The sequence below is a fragment of the Williamwhitmania sp. genome (genome assembly GCA_035529935.1).
Classification (GTDB): Bacteria; Bacteroidota; Bacteroidia; order Bacteroidales; family Williamwhitmaniaceae; genus Williamwhitmania.
This window is the reverse complement of sequence record DATKVT010000002.1, coordinates 1-18,291: the sequence shown is the minus strand read 5'-3', so window position 1 is coordinate 18,291 and position 18,291 is coordinate 1. Positions and strand designations below refer to the sequence as shown.

General features: G+C 45.6%; 16 protein-coding genes. 12 read left to right on the top strand and 4 right to left on the bottom strand.

The annotated features are described in order from the left end of the window. The 4 genes from VMW01_00155 to VMW01_00140 form a co-directional block, all read right to left on the bottom strand. Positions 1-1,490: hypothetical protein (locus tag VMW01_00155; GenBank protein ID HUW04646.1), on the bottom strand; the 1,490-nt coding region annotated here is incomplete at its 3' end. A 1,045-nt stretch (positions 1,491-2,535) separates the two neighbouring features. Beyond that, a complete protein-coding gene (locus VMW01_00150) occupies positions 2,536-5,430 on the bottom strand; it encodes a PD-(D/E)XK nuclease family protein (protein HUW04645.1) in 2,895 nt (964 codons plus the stop codon). Positions 5,431-5,442: 12 nt separating this feature from the next. Next, positions 5,443-6,108 (bottom strand): YiiX/YebB-like N1pC/P60 family cysteine hydrolase, encoded by a 666-nt coding sequence (locus VMW01_00145; GenBank protein HUW04644.1) that lies wholly within the window; start codon positions 6,106-6,108, stop codon positions 5,443-5,445. Positions 6,109-6,744: 636 nt separating this feature from the next. Continuing rightward, positions 6,745-6,873, bottom strand: a complete 129-nt coding sequence (locus VMW01_00140) for a hypothetical protein (protein ID HUW04643.1) — start codon at positions 6,871-6,873, stop codon at positions 6,745-6,747. Positions 6,874-6,880: 7 nt separating this feature from the next. Between VMW01_00140 and VMW01_00135 the strand changes: the two genes are divergently transcribed. From VMW01_00135 to VMW01_00080, 12 genes are all read left to right on the top strand, one after another. After that, positions 6,881-7,888 carry a polysaccharide biosynthesis protein gene (locus VMW01_00135; GenBank protein HUW04642.1) on the top strand — a complete coding sequence of 336 codons (1,008 nt, stop codon included), beginning with the start codon at positions 6,881-6,883 and terminating at the stop codon, positions 7,886-7,888. 266 nt (positions 7,889-8,154) lie between these two features. Further along, positions 8,155-9,312 (top strand): NAD-dependent epimerase/dehydratase family protein, encoded by a 1,158-nt coding sequence (locus VMW01_00130; GenBank protein HUW04641.1) that lies wholly within the window; start codon positions 8,155-8,157, stop codon positions 9,310-9,312. Between the two features lie 134 nt (positions 9,313-9,446). After that, the gene (locus VMW01_00125) at positions 9,447-9,824 is read left to right on the top strand and encodes a GxxExxY protein (protein ID HUW04640.1); all 378 of its coding nucleotides are present in this window, start codon (positions 9,447-9,449) and stop codon (positions 9,822-9,824) included. Positions 9,825-9,981: 157 nt separating this feature from the next. Then, on the top strand, positions 9,982-11,109 hold the full coding sequence (gene wecB, locus VMW01_00120) for a UDP-N-acetylglucosamine 2-epimerase (non-hydrolyzing) (GenBank protein ID HUW04639.1): 1,128 nt from the start codon (positions 9,982-9,984) through the stop codon (positions 11,107-11,109). Next, positions 11,075-12,505, top strand: coding sequence for an RNA-binding domain-containing protein (locus VMW01_00115; protein ID HUW04638.1), 1,431 nt, complete (start codon positions 11,075-11,077; stop codon positions 12,503-12,505). Before wecB ends, VMW01_00115 begins: the two co-directional genes overlap by 35 nt. 253 nt (positions 12,506-12,758) lie before the next feature. Further along, a complete protein-coding gene (locus tag VMW01_00110; GenBank protein ID HUW04637.1) occupies positions 12,759-13,166 on the top strand; it encodes an FdtA/QdtA family cupin domain-containing protein in 408 nt (135 codons plus the stop codon). After that, a complete protein-coding gene (locus VMW01_00105) occupies positions 13,163-13,591 on the top strand; it encodes an FdtA/QdtA family cupin domain-containing protein (protein HUW04636.1) in 429 nt (142 codons plus the stop codon). The genes VMW01_00110 and VMW01_00105 overlap by 4 nt, the downstream gene beginning before the upstream one ends. Then, the gene (locus VMW01_00100; protein HUW04635.1) at positions 13,578-14,324 is read left to right on the top strand and encodes a DapH/DapD/GlmU-related protein; all 747 of its coding nucleotides are present in this window, start codon (positions 13,578-13,580) and stop codon (positions 14,322-14,324) included. The genes VMW01_00105 and VMW01_00100 overlap by 14 nt, the downstream gene beginning before the upstream one ends. Before the next feature lie 13 nt (positions 14,325-14,337). Further along, positions 14,338-15,543 (top strand): DegT/DnrJ/EryC1/StrS family aminotransferase, encoded by a 1,206-nt coding sequence (locus tag VMW01_00095; GenBank protein ID HUW04634.1) that lies wholly within the window; start codon positions 14,338-14,340, stop codon positions 15,541-15,543. Between the two features lie 112 nt (positions 15,544-15,655). Continuing rightward, entirely contained in the window at positions 15,656-16,045 is a 390-nt protein-coding gene (locus VMW01_00090; GenBank protein HUW04633.1) for a four helix bundle protein, read from the top strand. A gap of 134 nt (positions 16,046-16,179) precedes the next feature. Then, positions 16,180-17,670: an O-antigen translocase gene (locus VMW01_00085; protein ID HUW04632.1), complete on the top strand. Its 1,491-nt coding sequence runs from the start codon at positions 16,180-16,182 to the stop codon at positions 17,668-17,670. A gap of 9 nt (positions 17,671-17,679) precedes the next feature. Next, positions 17,680-18,291 (top strand): glycosyltransferase (locus tag VMW01_00080; GenBank protein ID HUW04631.1); only part of this gene is annotated, 612 nt, incomplete at its 3' end.

The window sequence follows — 18,291 nt, the reverse complement described above, 5'->3', positions numbered from 1 at the left end:
ACGCTCATCATGCTTAGGAAAACGCGCGATGGTCGGGTGGCGTATAGCCCCATTAGGTCGTAAAGAATCAGCTTCGACCAGTAGCGTGGGTAGGCGGTTATTCTGTCGATTAGCTTGCCTTTTTGTTGGCGCTGAAACTTGGCGCGTTGTTCGCAACGGCGGTACTCCACGTAGGCGCGGTCCTCGTCCTCATACTGGCCCAATGCGTTGAAATTTTCCTTGAGAATGAGAAACTGCCCTGCTTTTTCGGCATCACTAGAATTCGCCTGTCCATGTACAAGCTGCTTGGCGCTGTTTTGCTGCCAGTCGATGTATATGCGTCCCAGTAGCTTGAGGCCTGAAAGGTCGAGGGTACCAATGTACTGCATCTGCTCGTGTGGGCGGAAGTCAATAATGTCACGCACTATGCTGTCCGAAATATCAATGGCTTCAGCGTAGGCCACCTGTAGGTTTACACGGTCGCTGAAGAGGCAGGAGGAGAGGGTGAGATTCCTAACCATTGCCCCAGAAAATGAAAGGCTACCCTTTTCAAAGTCAACCTTCTCGAAAATAATTTCGGCCTCCTTGCCCTCAAAAATTTCGAAGCCAACCTCTCCAGTGCCAAATGCTGACCTTCGGAAGAGCAACTTTCCTCCATTGGAGCTGGCTCCCTCAAACGAAACGTCTCCATCGCCAAAGGTGCATCGGTTGAAGTTAACTTTGCCGCTCCCAAACTCCACAGTTCGAAAATCGGATCGGCCATTGCCAAACTCTGTGCGCTCAAAGGAGATATCGCCTTCCTTAAACTTGGCAAAGTGAAAATCTATCTTGCCGGTGCCAAACCTTGCTACCTTGAAGGTGGTGTCGGCGTTGGCAAAGGTGGCATTGATAAAGGAGGTGTCGCCGTCGCCAAAGTCGGTGTTGATAAAGCAAACCTCGTTGTTGTTAAACTTGGCATCCTGAAAATCCTTTTTCCCTATGCCAAAAACTGCATTTTTAAAGGTGATATCGCCTTCAGCAACGCTGGCGCGGGTAAAGTCGAAGTGCTCGGTTTTAAATACTGCATTTTGAAATTTAGCGCCTGCTTCCATGAACCGGCTGGTGTGAAACGTCAGCTCGCTGCACACAAAAGCTGCCCCGTCGAAGTTGGCCTGTGTTCCAGTAAAGTCGGCATTGGAGAAGTCGACCTTAAGGGCTGAGATAAAGAGTGTGCCCCTGGCCGAAAAGTTTTTGAGCGCTATTCTTGCATTTTTATCTTGAAGCAGGTAGTGGCGGCAAGCCGTAAGCGAAAAGTTGTTGATGAGGCATTCATCAATGTCGATAGGTTCCTCCAGCCCGATGAGGTCGTATAGTTCGGCTAAGGTTAGATACCCAAAACTTTTTTCGAGCAGCACTTTACCACGCTCATCCTTAAACTCCGCCTTAGCTGTGTGTGGAAATGATACTCCATCGCTACGGAAGTAAGGACTTTCATGAAGTTGATATTCAACCGAATGGAAGCTGTAGAGCATAGTTTTATATGATTAGCCTCCACCAAATTTATGGAAAAAGCAGCAGGTTGTGAAATAAAGTTGGTTTTTTAGGACATAAGCTGGATGGCGTTCAATGAATTAATTTTCAATTTGCCATATTTAAACGCGCTGTCCAACTTCCAATTTTGGTCTTCGGTCTTCCGACTCTTTTGTTCCACAGAGTTTCACGATGTTTCCACAGTGTTTCACAGAGAAATTTTTGTAAACTGAGTCAACAGGTAACAAGTGACCTGCCACTCTAACAGCAAATTAGGATGTTAGGTAAATAGGATGTAGCCAAAAGGTTTTCCTCCGCACAACTTCGGACTTTGTTCTATTTAGCCACCTTTCGGTGATTGCGGTGCAGGAAATCGATAGCGCATTGAACAATATTGGAGCGTGCACCGCTGCTTGCTATACCATACCACTTCTATAAAGATTGCACCCCGCTGGGGTGCCGGGAGGTGGTAGTTGATTTTGCTACGCTGAGCTCTCCTCCCACTGACGGAGGTCTCCGGCTTTTGACGGATCGGTTCTAATTCCTAATTTGGCTACGCCGAACTCGCAAGCTCGGTTCTAGTTTCTAATTTAGCTTCGCTGAGCTCCCTTCGGTCGGTTGCCTTCGCTGAGCTCCCTTCGGTCGGTTGCCTTCGGCGAGCTCCCTTCGGTCGGTTCTGGCTTAGCAAACTCTTTTAACCTTTAACTTTTTGTCTTTGGACTTCGTTCTCTTTAGCCACCTTTCGGTGATTGCGGTGCAGGAAATCGATAGCGCATTGAACAATATTGGAGCGTGCACCGCTGCTTGCTATACCATACCACTTCTATAAAGATTGCACCCCGCTGGGGTGCCGGGAGGTAGTAGTTGATTTGCCTTCGGCGAACTCCCTTTGGTCGGTTGCCTTCGGCGAGTTCGCTCCGCTAGGTTCTAGTTCCTCGTCTCACAGAGTTTCACGGTGTTTTCACAGAGTTACACAGGGGAATTAAGGTTGTAGATAGCAACTGCACAACTCCCGACTCCCGACTTCCGACTTCTCACCCCCTCACTCTACTTCGCACAAATATCCTTGTAAGGACAAACTTTACAGGCATCCTCAACGGTAGTTTGGGTAAATGGCACCTCTGGATTGAACAGCTCCGAGAGCAGACTGTCTAGCCCATGCTGAAAATCGGTGGCAAAGTCGGCGTAGGTATCAACCCCAATTTCGGATTTGTCGGTTTTGTATGTAACGCCAGGGCGGTAGGTTGGCTCGGTTCTTCGCACAAACCAAAGGGCAGGACGAAGGGTTGCATTTGGGTGATTCCGCTTTACTATTTCGCAGTATATAAAGGTTTGAAACACCTCTTTTACATCTGCAATTTTATCGCGGTTAAAGAGGTCGTCAATGCTTGAAAATGTGCCCTTGTTCTTGCTGCTCTTTTTGGCGCTTCCCGTTTTGTAGTCCACCACCATCAGAGTTTCATTAACCTGTTCGAGCCTATCTACAACGCCTCCAACCGTAACCTGATGTTGGCCTGTGGTGCCAAAGCTAATTTTAGCGTCATACTTCTTTTCCAATTCCATAATGGTTAATGGGGCGCGTTGGGCATCAACGAGGAGCATTTTTACCGTAAGCTGCTCAATGGCATCCTTCACAATTAGGTTGCGTCCCATCAGCTGCAGCTCTTCGTCTCCGTGAGCTTCATCCTTAAAGAATTCGATGCGAAAGGCCCGGGTTACAGTCTCCGATATTAATTGCTTATTCTCGGCCATAGCCGTAAGCATTTCAGCTGTGAGCACCTTGCCTTGGTGCTCCTGCAGCAGCAGGTTCATTACCTGGTGGAAAATGGAGCCAAATAGGGGCAGGTCAACCTCCTCCGTTGCCTCCTCCAACTCCTTTAGCCCGAGTATGTAGCGGTAGTAAAAGCGCAGCGGGCAGGAAATGTAAGTAGTCAGTGCGCTTGGAGAAAGGTATTTGGTGGTTTCTTCGGCAAGATAGGTGTTGAGGATAGCCATTACCTCCTTCCCTTTATCAACGGTGATGGTGACGGGCTCTGGTAGGTTAATATCCATCTCCAAAGTTTTTTCGCTCATCTCCATTCGCCCCTCCAGTCGTAGCTGCCGTATGTAGCGGCTCTCCTCACCGGTTTGGGAGCCATCGGTGCGGTTCTTATAGATGAGGTAAACGTTATTGGCACGCTGAATAAGCCGGTAGAAGTAGTATGCGTAAATGGCCTCCTTGTGCTTGTAGTCGGGTAGCTGAAAGGCTATGCGAAGTGAGGGGGTTATAAACGAGGCGCTGTGCTGCTTTCCGGGAAGCACGTCATCGTTCATGGAGAGAATAATCACGTTTTTAAAGTCGAGCGCGCGGGTTTCGAGAAAGCCCATTAGCTGCAGGCCTGCCAGCGGCTCACCCTTAAACGATACCCGCTGTTGGCCAAATACCTTTCGCACCAAATGTCCGGCCACCTTTAGGCTTATCACCGTGTTTTCGGTGGAGAGGATATCGCTGAGCCTCGTAATGCTTTGGTATAGTGCATAGAGGTATTCAATGTCCATGCGCATGCTCTCCTTTGCCTCGTCGTTTTGGGCAATGGTGGCAATTTGCTTGGTGAGCATCACGGTAACCTTTCGCAGGTAGTCGAAAACGCCAATACCATCGGCAATGGGTGAGAAAATGAGCTCGAAAAGCTCGTTCTTGTGCAGGAAGGTGGCGTTGGGGTATATTCTGTTTTGGTCGGCAATGTTGTTCATAAGCTCCTTTGCCACAACTCCCGCTGCAATGCTGATGTAGGGATGGCTGAGCAGTGCAAGAACGTCGCGATGGTAATACCGAGTTGACGTTTCTGTGGTTCTAGCTCCGAGCTGAAGCTTCATTAGGTAGTCCACGAGCGTATAGGCTGGTGTCTCCTTAATGGGGTAACCCATGGTGATGTTGAGCCTTTCGATGTCGTCGGGTAGGGAACGCAACACCGGTAGCAGGTAGTGCTCCTCAGGAAAGATGATGGCGCAGCTTTCGTCGAGCTTTCCTCCGCGAGCCGTAACTTCATTGAGCAGCATGGGCACCAGCTTAGCCTGTGCAACGCCCGTTGGGGTATTTATTACGGTTATCTTGCGCTTCTCCTTAAAGTTCGAAAAGTTGGTTGCCGCAATGGCGTTGGGAAACTCCTTGAGATTTACGCGGATAAATGCCCCAGCCTCCTGAACTTCGTCCTGCGTGTAGTAGGTGTCGTAATCCCAGTAAAATAGAGCTCTATCCTCTCGCTTGAAGTATCGAAACAGCTCCTTTTCGCAGCTGTTGAGCGCATTAAATCCAATAAAGGCAAAGAGTCCATCAGGGAAATCAACACTGCCTCCACCGCTAAATTTATCGGCAGCGGCACGGTATGCCATGCCCTCGTAGGCCAGGTTCTTTTCTTCTAACAGGCTTTTAAAATCCTGGTAAATGGAACCCAACACCTCCCAAATGGTGAGGAAGTTGCTGCGAATGGGGGTAAGGTCCTGCTTGTCGAACAGGTTTATAAAGGCGGCAAGAGCCTCCCGCTGCTCCGGAGTGATGGCTTCGAATTTTCCCTCTAGCTCCTTTATGGCCTGAATGTTTCGGAAGAGCAGTGAGTGGTCAACACGGTATTTATCCACTAGGTCGAAATCGGTGAGCATCACCTCACCCCAGAAGTAGAAGTTGTCGAACGTCTCCTCCGAATCTTTAACCTTGCAGTAGATTTTATGCAGGTCCAATACCAGTGAGAGCTGATCGGCGGCCTTGTAGTCGGTGGCCATATACATTAGGTCGGAAATGGAGTAGACCTTTGGATGCCATTGTGGCTTTTCGATTAACCTGGACAAGTAGCGTGCAAAAAACAGTCCCGCTCTGCGTGTAGGGAATACGAGGTTTATCTTGTTCAACTCCTCTCCGTAGCGGGAGTGCAAATCGTGGGCAACAAGGCTGAGAAACGGTTCCATCGGCACGCCTACTTAGTTGGTAGTATTAATTTCCATGCCTTCTGGGTTGCCATATACGTGGATAATATCAATCTTGTCCGATCGCGAAATACCACCAGGGTTGATGCCCGGCTTTCCCTCCGGAACAGGAACGTGCATGGCCTCAAAGTAGCTCTTCCAAACCGGGAAAACAGTGCCAGTTACCGGTTCGTTGAAGGTCATGGGTTTGAGGTTGAATAGGGGATTGCCCAGCGAATCCTTGTAGGAAAAGTAAACCAGCTCGCTGCAGTAGTATGCCTTGTTGTTGATGTTGAAGACGGTATCGTAGGGCATTCCAAGATAGGTCATGGCTCTTTTTACAGCATCCTTGGCCAACTGTTCGGAGTTGGGAATGTTGAGCCGGCCCACAATTACCTTTGGGTGGCCGCTGGTGTCGGCACTGCGCTTTAGGAAGCTGCTCAACGGCGTTAGTGAAACCCCTTTCGAGATTGCCTCAAGAACCTCCACGTGTCCATTGCTGTCGACCACCGCAATACCCACGTGCGATAGCTTGGCTCCATGCCAGCCTTGCGTAACCGTTTCTATGGCAGTGCACATGTCGCCGCAGTCCATATCCTGAAAAAGCAGATCACCCGACTGCAGCGCAAATGGTTTTTCTGCAGGTTGGTGGTTGCAGGCTTGCAGGAGTAGTCCTGCCATGCAGATCGTTGTGATATATCGTATTACGGAGGTCATGGCATTTGGATATTCGTTTATTGCGTGGTTGCAAGTTAGCCATTTCCTGAGAAATTTTCAGTGAAGAATTTTGGGGGTTGGAATAGGCGGTAGAATGTTAGGAAAAGTAGGCTGTAGGTTTACAACCGCTACCTCCGACTCCGGTCTTCGGTCTTCGGTCTTCCGACTTTTTTGTGGCACAGTGTTACACCGTGTTTCCACAGAGTTTCACAGAGGGATTAAGATTTGAAACAGAGCATCTGCGGACTTCCAACTTCCAACTTCCAACTCCGGTCTTCCGACTTTTTTCTAACCCCACATTCTCAAATCGACTCATTCTCAAAACTTGTCCGCCCACTGGCGGATTCTGAAATTGCACATTCTTCAATCTTCAAATTGTCTCATTTTCAAATTTTCAAATTTTCCCATTGCCCCATTGGTGTAATGCCTCTTTGCCACCTCGCCAAAAATTCCCACTTTTACACAACCAAACTGGCCTAAGTCCTGTTTCCCTCAGGCAAGAAGTGCAACGCTAGTTGTAACTGACGGGGCGAAGCTGTACCAAGGGGTGACAGGTGAATAGTGACAAGTGACGAGTCGGAGCGCAGCGTAGATCCCGATTTATAGAGGTGACAAGTGAGCCGAGCTTTCGAGTTCCGTCAAGTGGCTAGACAGGTCGGCGTAGCCAACCGACCGAAGGGAGCTCAGCGAAGGCAGTCCAGAACCAAGCAAATCGTATTTACTAATCATTAAGAAGATGTTCAAGGGAAATACCTTACTAATTACCGGAGGAACAGGTTCATTTGGAAATGCCGTTCTGAAGCGATTTATTGCTAGCGATATAAAGGAAATACGCATATTTAGCCGTGATGAGAAGAAGCAGGACGATATGCGGCATCAATACAATAGCAGTAAGGTGAAGTATTATATTGGCGATGTGCGCGATAAGCGTAGCCTCGACTATGCCATGCAGGGAGTTGACTATGTTTTTCATGCTGCTGCCCTAAAGCAGGTTCCATCGTGTGAGTTTTTTCCAATGGAGGCGGTACGTACCAATGTAATAGGAACGGAAAACGTTATCGATAGCGCCGTTGAGCATGGCGTGAAACGGTTAATCAACCTGAGCACCGATAAGGCCGTTTACCCTATCAATGCAATGGGCATATCCAAGGCAATGGCCGAAAAGGTTACAATATCTAAGGCACGCGCAACCAAGGAGGGCGGAACAGTAATCTGCTCCACTCGCTATGGAAATGTTATGGCCTCTAGAGGTTCGGTAATTCCGCTGTTTATCGATCAAATTAAGGCTGGCAACTCAATAACCATTACTGACCCCACCATGACCCGATTCATGATGACGTTGGATGACGCCGTTGATTTGGTTTTGTACGCTTTTGAGCACGGACGGCCCGGTGATATATTTGTGCAAAAGGCACCTGCCTGCACCATTGAGACGCTTGCGAAGGCCATGATTGAACTTTACAAAGCCAAAAGCGAAATCAAGATTATTGGCACACGGCATGGAGAAAAGGTATATGAAACACTCGTAAACCGTGAGGAGATGGTAAGAGCCGAAGATGTGGGCAACTATTTCCGCATTTCCGCCGATTCGCGCGACCTAAACTACGAGCGATATTTCACCGAGGGTGAATCTGCTGTATCGAAAATGGAGGACTACACCTCGCACAACACGACGATTCTTGATGTAGACGGTATAAAAAAATTGCTTCTCAAGCTAGATGAAGTTAGATTGGAAGTTAATTAAGTAGAATAAATTTTAAGAGGTCTCGCAGAGGCGCGCAGATGCACCCGCAGAGTTCCGCAGAAGAAGACATTTAGCGAGTTTCTGCTTAAGTTAGATGAAGTTAGATTGAAAATTAATGTGTAGAATAAATAATAAGAGGTCTCGCAGAGGCGCGCAGATGCACACGCAGAGTTCCGCAGAAGAAGACATTCAGCGAGTTTCTGCGCTTAACTCAGTGAAAATCTGCGAGAATTTCTTCAACTCTATAAAATAAATATTCCAATTAGATGCTTAAAATAGGAATTACCGGCCAGACGGGGTTTATTGGAACCCACCTCTTCAACTTCCTTGCGTTGCAGAAGGAGGTTGTTCTTATACCCTTTAAGGATGAGTATTTTCAGGACTTTACCAAACTCGGAACATTTGTAAGCGAGTGCGATGCGGTGGTTCACTTGGCAGCCATGAACCGCCACGGCGACCCACAGGTAATATACGATACCAATATTGGGCTGGTAAAACGTCTTATTGGTGCCTGTGAGGCAACGTCGGCAACTCCGCATATCCTCTTTGCTTCCAGCACCCAGGAGGAGCGCGACAACCTCTATGGAAAATCGAAGAAGGATGGTCGAAAGATTCTGGAGGAGTGGGCCCAAAGAAGTGGTGCAGCCTTTACCGGACTGATCATACCCAACGTGTTTGGCCCGTTTGGGAACCCATACTACAACTCGGTTATAGCAACTTTTTGCCATCAGCTGACGCATAACGAGCAGCCAAAAATTGAGGTTGACGGCGATCTAAAGCTGATATATGTGGGAGAGCTGGTGGAGGTTATTTGGGGGAATATAAAAGACAAAAGTATAAAGACAAAGAATAAAAGTGAGAAGATAAAAGGGCTGGATGGTGTGGAGGTTTGCCCTATACCGCATACTGCTCAGAAAAAGGTGTCTGAAATATTGACGTTGCTGGAAGGGTATAAAGAAAACTATTTTGGGAAGGGAATATTTCCCAATTTGGATGATAGGTTTGAGCTTAACCTTTTCAATACGTTTGTTTGCTACATTGACCATGGTTCATTTTTTCCATTTCCGCTGAAGATGAATACCGATGAACGGGGGACATTTGTAGAAACGGTGAAGCTTAATAGTGGTGGGCAAATATCATTCTCAACTACCAAGTCGGGGATTACAAGGGGTAACCATTTCCACACCCGCAAGGCCGAACGGTTTGCAGTGATTAAGGGAAAGGCTCAAATTAAAATTAGAAGGATTGGAACCGACAGGGTCTATACTTTCGAGTTGGATGGCGAAAAACCCTCGTTTGTGGATATGCCTATCTGGTTTACGCACAACATCACCAACGTTGGGACTGAAGAGGTCTATACCATTTTTTGGATAAACGAACCGTTTAATGCGGAGGATCCGGATACCTATTTTGAAAAAGTTTAAGAATTTATCTCTCGCAGATACACGCAGAGTTTAAAGTCGCAGAGTTGCGCAGATATTAAAATTCTCAGCAAACCCTTAAAATTATCTCTCGCAGAGTTCCGCAGAGGAAGAAACGCTGATTTACGCGGATGAATATGATTGAGAATGATATTTCGTATGCCATTAGAGGAGCAGCATTCAAGATTCATTCAACATTAGGCCCAGGGTTGCTAGAGTCTTCCTACGAAGCTACTTTAGCTTATGAACTTACTAAACTTGGGTATGATGTCAAGCAACAAGTAGGCTTACCCCTTGTATATGAAGAGATAAAACTAGACGTTGGTTATAGGATCGATTTATTGGTAAATGATTGCGTTATAGTGGAAATTAAGTCTGTTGAGGCATTAAATGATGTACATCACAAGCAGTTGTTGACATATCTTAAATTGTCAGGAAAAAAGTTAGGTCTTTTAATAAACTTCAATGTTGCTTCACTTAAGGATGGGATTGTTCGAATAGTAAACAACCTATAGTCTGCGTAACTCAGTGCAAAACTCTGCAAAATCTCTGCGTAACTCTGCGAAGAACTCTGCGTAACTCAGCGAGAAACTTTTCGTAACTCAGCGAGGAACTCTGCGTAACTCAGCGAGAAACTCTTCGAAACTCTGCGAGAAAATAACTTTAGGAACCATGAAATCTAAACTCAAAGTCTTAACCGTTGTTGGTACACGCCCCGAAATAATTCGCCTATCGCGGACCATGGCGTTGCTCGATGAGCACCTAACCCAGGTAATAGTGCATACCGGTCAGAACTACGACTACGAGCTTAATGAAATATTTTGGAAAGAGCTGGAACTACGGAAACCCGATTACTTTTTGGGTGTAGACACCTCTTCCCTTGGAGCCGCTGTTGGTGATATCCTACGCAAAACGGAGGCGGTTATCATAAAAGAGCAACCCGACGCCATGCTGGTGCTGGGCGACACCAACTCCTGCCTCTCGGCATACATTGCAAAGCGGATGCACATCCCCATTTTTCACATGGAGGCCGGAAACCGCAGCTTCGACTTTAATGTTCCAGAGGAGGTTAACCGCCGCATTATTGACCATATTGCCGACTTTAACCTGGTATATACCGAGCATGCCCGCCGACACTTGATATCCGAGGGCTTGCCGCACCGCAGAATTTATCTCACCGGCTCACCCATGAAGGAGGTGTTGGACTACTACAAGCCCAAGATCGATGCCTCTTCTGCTTTAAGTCACCTGTCACTCGTCGCTGGTAGCTACTTCCTCGTTTCCACCCATCGCGAGGAGAATGTGGATAACCCGGAAAACCTGCGCAAGATACTTACGGTTCTAAATCGACTGGCCGAGAGCTATAATCTACCGGTAATTGTGTCTACCCATCCGCGCACGCTGAAGCGCATGGAGCAGATTACCGATATGGCAATGGATAAGCGTATCTCCTTTATGAAACCCTTTGGCTTTCTGGACTACGTTCATTTGCAGCAGAACGCCCTTTGCACCATTTCCGATAGCGGAACCATTAGCGAGGAGTCGGCCATGCTGAACTTCCCCGCAATTTCCATACGGCAGAGCATGGAGCGACCCGAGGCACAGGATGCGGGAACCATAATTCTTTCGGGCTTTGACCCACAGGTGGTGCTCGATTCCATTGCCCTTGCGGTTGAGGAGCATAAGCGTGGTGGCTATAAAAATATTGCCGAGGATTACCTTGTGGAGAATACCTCCTGGCGGGTGCTGAAGCTTATTATGGGGAATGCCAAGCTGTCCAATAGGTGGCATGGGATTTAGCAGTAGCAGTATTAGAATGACCCTGAAGGAGATACAAGAAGTAATTAGGCAAGGAGAAGGGCTCAGATTGGAGTTGAAAAGCAGCTTCAACGATGAGGTTATTGAAACCGTGGTTGCATTCTCAAATACTGTTGGTGGAATTGTAATCATTGGTATCGACAATAAGAAAAAGTTAATTGGGGTTCATGTTGGTGAGGAGACAATTCAAAAAATCGTTAACGAAATAAAAAACAAGACAAATCCATCAGTTTTTGTTGATATTGAATCACTGAACGTTGACACTAAGCACATTTTGATCATTAGAGTACAGGAGTATCCCATAAAGCCTATTTCATTTAAGGGCAGGTATTATAAGCGCGTTAAAAATTCAAATCATCTGCTTACAGTTGGTGAGGTTGTGCAGCTTCACCAGATTACTTTTAATACAAGTTGGGATTATGCCATTGATTATAACCATTCGCTTGATGACATTTCAATGGAAAAGGTAGCCCGGTTTATATCTCTGGCAAATAAAAATCGACTTATACCTATTGATGATACTCCCCTTGATGTGCTAAAGAAGTTTGAGTTTATCAGGGAGGGCAGGATCACCATTGCCTGCTACCTTCTTTTTTGTAAAAACGACACCCTGCTTTCGACGGTCGAGCTCGGGCGTTTCGAAACAGAAACGTCCATTAGCGATGGATTGACTATTCGAGGGGACTTGCTTGGTCAGGTTGAATCTATCCTTTCATTTATTGGCAAACATATCAAAAAGGCATACATCATTACGGGCAAAGCTCAACGCGAAGAGAGGTATGACTATCCACAGGAATCCTTGAGAGAGATTGTTTTAAATATGATTGTTCATCGTGACTATTCCCATAGCAGCGACTCAATCATTAAAATATTCGATGATAAAATAGAATTTTTTAATCCAGGAGGGCTGCTTCACCCGCTAACGGTGGATAAACTAAAAAGCGGTAATTACTCTTCAATAACGCGTAATAAGCAGATCGCAACCTTATTCAAGGAGGTGGGGTTAATCGAAAAGTATGGATCCGGCGTAAGGAGGATTACCCACAATTTTTTGGTAAACAGCCTGCCTGAGCCAAAATTTGAGAATTTTCAGCATGGCTTCAGGGTTACAGTATATTCTAAATTCCACGAAATAAACGAAAAGGTCGTAGAAAAGGTCGTAGAAAAGGTCGTAGAAAATCTAACAATGCCCCAAAAGAAAATTGTTGAAAGTATTACTGAAAATCCAAAAATTTCGGCACTCGAAATATCAAAAACCATCGGTCTTTCTCATAGGAAAACTCAAGAAAATATAAAAAAACTTAAGGATAAGGGCGTGCTTAAAAGAATCGGCCCCGCGAAGGGTGGCCATTGGGAAATAGTGAGAGGTGAAGAGTGAGAGGTGAAGAGTGAGAGGTGAATAGTGAGAAGTGAATAGTGAGAAGTGAATAGTGAGAAGTGAATAGCGAGAAGTGAATAGTGAGAGTAACTAGAAATTAGAAACTAGGAACTAGGAACCAGAACCGAGCGAAGCGAGCTCGGCGAAGCCAACCGACCGAAGGGAGCTCAGCGAAGCTAAACTAAACCAGAAATTGGGAACTAGAACCGAGCTTGCGAGTTCGGCGTAGCCAAATTAGAAATTAGAAATTAGAATGAATACCACAACCGTTCAGCTAATCAACCTCCCCAAGCTCCTCGATCCTAGAGGAAACCTCTCGTTTATTGAGGAGGAGAACCACGTTCCGTTTAAGATAGAGCGGGTTTACTGGATTTACGACGTTCCGGGAGGTGAGGTGCGGGGCGGACATGCCTTTAAGGAGCAGCAGGAGCTCATTGTGGCCCTCTCCGGCAGCTTCGATGTGGTGGTGGACGATGGCCTGCAGAAGCAAAAATACTCCCTGAACCGCTCCTACGTTGGGCTATATATTCCGGCCGGGCTTTGGCGCGACATGGAGAACTTCTCCACCAACTCTGTTGCAATGGTGCTTAGCTCCACAGCATACTCGGAGAAAGATTATATTCGCAGCTACGATGAGTTCCTAAAATTCAAAGGGTTATGAGCAGCACTATTTTCGATTGCGTGGTAATGCCCTTGAGCAAGACTCATAACCGTGCTGGCAATATCACCATTGTGGAGGGCGAGCAGAACCTCCCGTTTGACATAAAACGTGTTTACTACCTCTACGACATTCCCGGTGGCGAATCGCGCGGGGGCCATGCACACCGGAACCTCTACCAACTGGTGGTGGCCGCCAGCGGAGCTTTCGACGTATTGCTCGATGATGGAAAAAACCGAAAGGTGGTTACACTCAACCGCCCCGACTTTGGACTGCTGATTGTTCCTGGTATTTGGCGTGAACTCTTTGAATTTTCGTCGGGAGCGGTTTGCTTGGTTCTAGCTTCTACTAATTATGATGAGGCTGACTATTTACGCAACTATAAAGATTTTACTGTATTCAAAGAGATAATTCATGGAACCATTTAGACACTATGTAGTAAGCAAGAAAGCGACCATTGGAAAAAATGTATCTATCGGTGAGGGTGCAGTCATTTATGACAATGTTGAGATTGGGGATAATGCATTTATCGGACCTTATTGCATTATTGGTGAACCCACAGCTATGTTTTATAAGAACCCAAATACTCATGAGTTCAAAAAAACAATTATTGGCAAAAATGCTATAATAAGATCGTTTACAACAATATATGAGGATGTTGTAATTGGGGATTTTTTCCAAACTGGTCACCATGCTATTATTCGAGAGAAAACAATAATTGGTCATCATACGAGCTTTGGATCATCTTCTGAACTACCAGGAAGGGCAACAATAGGCAACTATGTGAGAATACATAGCAAGGTGATGCTTAGTGAAAATAATTTTATTGAGGATTATGTATGGATATTCCCATTTGTTGTTCTTACTAACGTTAAGCATCCGCCAATTGGTGATTTTCAGGTGACAAGAATTAAAGAGTATGCACAAATATTTGCTCAAACTACAATTCTGCCAGGGATTACCATAGGAAGAAACGCAATAGTGGGGGCAGGGACAATGGTAACCAAGGATGTTGGGGATGAACGCTTAGTTGTTGGAAATCCGGGAAGAGATATTAAGTCGGTTCGGGATATTCGTGACGATGATGGAAATTTGATATATCCTTGGAGGGATTATTTAACCGAAAATCGGGGCTATCCATGGCAGATTAATGAATTTTAAACTTTCTATCTAAATGGTAGCATTTCTGGATTTAAAAGCAATAAGTAACAGTTTTGAACCTGAATTAACTAAGGCTGTTCAGCGCGTGGTTAGCTCGGGTTGGTATTTGCTGGGTGAGGAGGTGCATGCCTTCGAGAAAGAGTATGCAGAATATATTGGGACTAAGCACTGCATTGGGGTGGCCAACGGGCTCGATGCGCTACGGCTAATCCTTAAGGCTTACATAGAGTTGGGTGTAATGGCCGAGGGGGACGAGATTATTGTTCCGGCCAACACCTACATTGCCTCCATACTTGCCATTACCGACAACCGGCTAAAGCCTGTGTTAGTAGAACCGGATATCAACAGCTACAACATCGATCCATCGCTTATTGAGGCAAGGATTACCGAGCGCACCAAGGGGATTATGATTGTGCACCTCTACGGCCAATGCGCCATGCACCCCGAAATTGAGCGGTTGGTGGAGAGGTATAACCTTAGGCTAATTGAGGATAACGCCCAAGCCGCTGGTACTAGCTACACAGTGAAACACGGTGCACCTTTGCTAAGGACGGGCTCGCTGGGTGATGCTGCCGGTCACAGCTTTTACCCCGGAAAGAATTTGGGTGCGCTGGGCGATGGGGGAGCCGTTACCACCAACAACGATGAGTTGGCCGAAACCATTCGGGCCCTGGCCAACTACGGTTCCAAAAAGAAGTATGAAAATATTTACCAAGGCTTAAATTCCCGTCTCGACGAGATTCAAGCTGCAGTGCTCCGCGTTAAGCTGCCGCGGCTGGATGCCGACAACCAACGTCGACGCGAAATAGCACAATACTACTGCGACAACATAACCAATCCAGAAATAGTTCTTCCTCAATTATTTCAGGAGCCAAAACCGAGTTCGGGAGTACCGTCAATTGGCCGGGCAGGTCGGCGAAGCCAAATTAGGAATCAGAAATCAGAAATCAGGAATAATCTCACCCACATTTGGCATCTCTTTGTAATCCGAAATACTCAACGCGATAAATTACAGAGCTACTTAAGCGCGAGTGGAATCCAAACCCTGATTCATTACCCTATTCCACCACATAAGCAGCTGGCGTATAGTCAGTGGAATGGGTTAACCTTCCCCATTACTGAGCAAATTCATAGAGAGGTGCTAAGTCTACCCATGAGTCCGGTGATGACGAAGGAGGAGATTCAATGCGTAGTAAATCAAATAAATAGGTTTTCGTAGAGTTCCTAATTTCTCGTTTCTAGTTATTCAAAATTGTTCCTTATTTCTTGTTTCTAATTTCTAGTTTCTCATTGTTCGGAGGTTAGCAAGGAACCAGAAATCATAAATCACCATGACCATAACTAAGTTTGAGGATTTAGAAATTTGGCAAGAGGCTCGCAATTTGTGTGCGAAAATCAGGTGGATTTCGGAGAATACAAGTCTGAAAACAGATTACTCATTGAAAGATCAGGTTTTACGATCGAGTGGTTCGATAATGGACAATATTGCAGAGGGGTTTGAACGTGATGGCAATAAGGAGTTCATTCAATTTCTATACATCTCAAAGGGTTCACTGGGCGAGACTAGGTCACAGTTGCATCGAATTTTTGATGCCGGACATATTACTAAGGAGAAGTATGACGAACTAATTGGAGACTCTCTGCACTTAATACCTCGGATTGCCGGATTCATAAGTTACCTCTCAAAATCGGAATACCAAGGTTTGAAAAAGAAAAAATAGATGTAGAGTTCCTTATTTCTTGTTTCTAATTTCTAGTTATTCATTGAACAACCAGGAATCAGAAATCAGAAATCAGAAATCAGAAATCAGGAATCAGAAATCAGGAATCAGGAATCAGGAATCAGAAACAACGAATGTCCGAACAGCAAACCTCCTACCGCCAAATAATGAAAGCCACCTCCATCTTTGGTGGGGTGCAGGTATTTACCATTATAGTTAGCATAATACGCTCCAAGTTTATTGCGGTGCTGTTGGGTCCTGCAGGTATGGGTATTGCAGGGTTGCTAACCTCCACTACCGGGTTAATAAACGGCTTAACAAACTTTGGGTTGGGTACCAGCGCGGTAAAGGACGTGGCGGCCGCCAACGCCACCGGCGACGAAACCCGCATTGCCACCATAGTTACCGTGCTGCAGCGTTGGGTATGGATAACCGGAGTGTTGGGGGCCTTGGTTACCCTCATCTTTTCGCACTGGCTAAGCCTGCTCACCTTTGGGAATTCCGATTACACCGTTGCCTTTGTTTGGCTGGCCATAACCCTGCTTTTCCAGCAGCTCACCACCGGGCGGTTGGTAGTGCTGCAGGGGATGCGTAAGTTGAGCTACCTCGCCAAGGCCAACATGACGGGTAGCCTAATGGGTCTTTTTATTTCGGTGCCCATATACTACATCTACGGCGTAAGGGGTATTGTTCCAGCCCTTATCATTAGTTCGATTACTGCCATGCTGGTGGCTTGGTACTTCTCGCACAAGGTGGCCATTCTACCCGTTAAGGTAAGCCGTGCTCAAACGGTGGAGCAGGGACGTGGGATGCTTAAGATGGGTTTAACCATTAGTGTCACAGGCCTAATTACCTTGGGTGTTGCCTACATAGTTCGCATATTCATAAGCCATACGGGAGGTGTTGCGCAGGTTGGATTGTATAATGCTGGTTTTGCCATTGTTAATACCTATGTGGGGCTGGTGTTTACTGCAATGGGTACGGACTACTACCCACGGTTGGCAGGGGTGGCGAATGACAGGAAAAAAACAAACCAAGCCATTAACCAGCAGGCAGAGGTGGCCATTCTAATTTTGGCACCGATAATCATTATTTTCCTAGTATTGATAAACTGGGTTGTAATTGTTCTCTACTCAAGTAAGTTTGTTGGAGTAAACGGGATGATTCACTGGGCAGCCCTTGGTATTTTGTTTAAAGCGGTGAGCTGGTCAATTGCGTTTATATTTTTGGCCAAGGGTGCTAGCAAGCTGTTTTTTTGGAATGAGCTAATTACTAATTTCTACCTGTTGGCATTTAATCTCCTCTTCTATAAGTATTATGGCCTGAATGGTCTTGGATTCTCCTTTTTGCTCACTTACTTTATTTATGCGATACAGGTATATGTGGTGGCTAGGGTGAAGTATGCATTCGCATTCGATGCAGCATTTTACAAGGTGTTTGGTATTCAGCTAGTTTTAGGAGTTGCTGCCTTTGTGGTTATAAAAACAACGGTAGCTCCGGTAAATTATATCATTGGAATATTATTAATAATACTTTCTATCCTCTACTCTTTTAGGGAATTGGATAGAAGAATTGGTTTAAAAGCAGCGCTTTCCACAGTAATAAAACGATTTACCGGTAAATAAATGGAGATAATGAGTACAAACAAACAGCCACTGGTATCCATAGTAGTTATTACCTATAATTCTTCAAAATATATAGTCGAAACACTTGAAAGCGCGAAGGCGCAAACCCATCAGGAAATTGAGTTGATAGTAAGCGATGATTGCTCCACCGATAATACAGTTGAAATTTGCCAAGAATGGATAAGTAAGAATCGGCTTCGATTTGTAAGAGTAGAGTTGCTCTCTGTTCTTAAAAATACAGGGATACCTGCTAATTGTAATCGTGGTGCAAAGATGGCTAGAGGAACTTGGTTGAAATTTATAGCCGGAGATGATGTTTTGTGTAGTAATTGTATTAAAGATAATATCGAATTTGTAAAATCAAATAGTTTAGTTCGTATTGTTTCTTCAAGAATTATCTACATCGATCAAGATAGCAGACTAATTGAGAATGTTTATGATGAGTATTTAAACCTAAGAAAACATTACTTTGCATTGGATCATAAGGAGCAGTTAAGATTCTATGTAAGGATTCCATTATTTTTAAACTCACCTACTTTTTTCATCAATCGAGATGCACTAATTCAACTTAATTATTTTGATGAGGATTTAAGGATATATGAAGATATTTCTCTGGTATAC

Coding starts and splice junctions, on each gene's coding strand:
- VMW01_00100 (HUW04635.1), top strand. CDS start 13,578: ATGGAACCATTTAGACACTATGTAGTAAGCAAGAAAGCGACCATTGGA.
- VMW01_00115 (HUW04638.1), top strand. CDS start 11,075: ATGCCAAGCTGTCCAATAGGTGGCATGGGATTTAGCAGTAGCAGTATT.
- VMW01_00085 (HUW04632.1), top strand. CDS start 16,180: ATGTCCGAACAGCAAACCTCCTACCGCCAAATAATGAAAGCCACCTCC.
- VMW01_00145 (HUW04644.1), bottom strand. CDS start 6,108: ATGGCAGGACTACTCCTGCAAGCCTGCAACCACCAACCTGCAGAAAAA.
- VMW01_00105 (HUW04636.1), top strand. CDS start 13,163: ATGAGCAGCACTATTTTCGATTGCGTGGTAATGCCCTTGAGCAAGACT.
- VMW01_00110 (HUW04637.1), top strand. CDS start 12,759: ATGAATACCACAACCGTTCAGCTAATCAACCTCCCCAAGCTCCTCGAT.
- VMW01_00140 (HUW04643.1), bottom strand. CDS start 6,873: ATGATTAGTAAATACGATTTGCTTGGTTCTGGACTGCCTTCGCTGAGC.
- VMW01_00130 (HUW04641.1), top strand. CDS start 8,155: ATGCTTAAAATAGGAATTACCGGCCAGACGGGGTTTATTGGAACCCAC.
- wecB (HUW04639.1), top strand. CDS start 9,982: ATGAAATCTAAACTCAAAGTCTTAACCGTTGTTGGTACACGCCCCGAA.
- VMW01_00125 (HUW04640.1), top strand. CDS start 9,447: ATGATTGAGAATGATATTTCGTATGCCATTAGAGGAGCAGCATTCAAG.
- VMW01_00090 (HUW04633.1), top strand. CDS start 15,656: ATGACCATAACTAAGTTTGAGGATTTAGAAATTTGGCAAGAGGCTCGC.
- VMW01_00150 (HUW04645.1), bottom strand. CDS start 5,430: ATGGAACCGTTTCTCAGCCTTGTTGCCCACGATTTGCACTCCCGCTAC.
- VMW01_00095 (HUW04634.1), top strand. CDS start 14,338: ATGGTAGCATTTCTGGATTTAAAAGCAATAAGTAACAGTTTTGAACCT.
- VMW01_00135 (HUW04642.1), top strand. CDS start 6,881: ATGTTCAAGGGAAATACCTTACTAATTACCGGAGGAACAGGTTCATTT.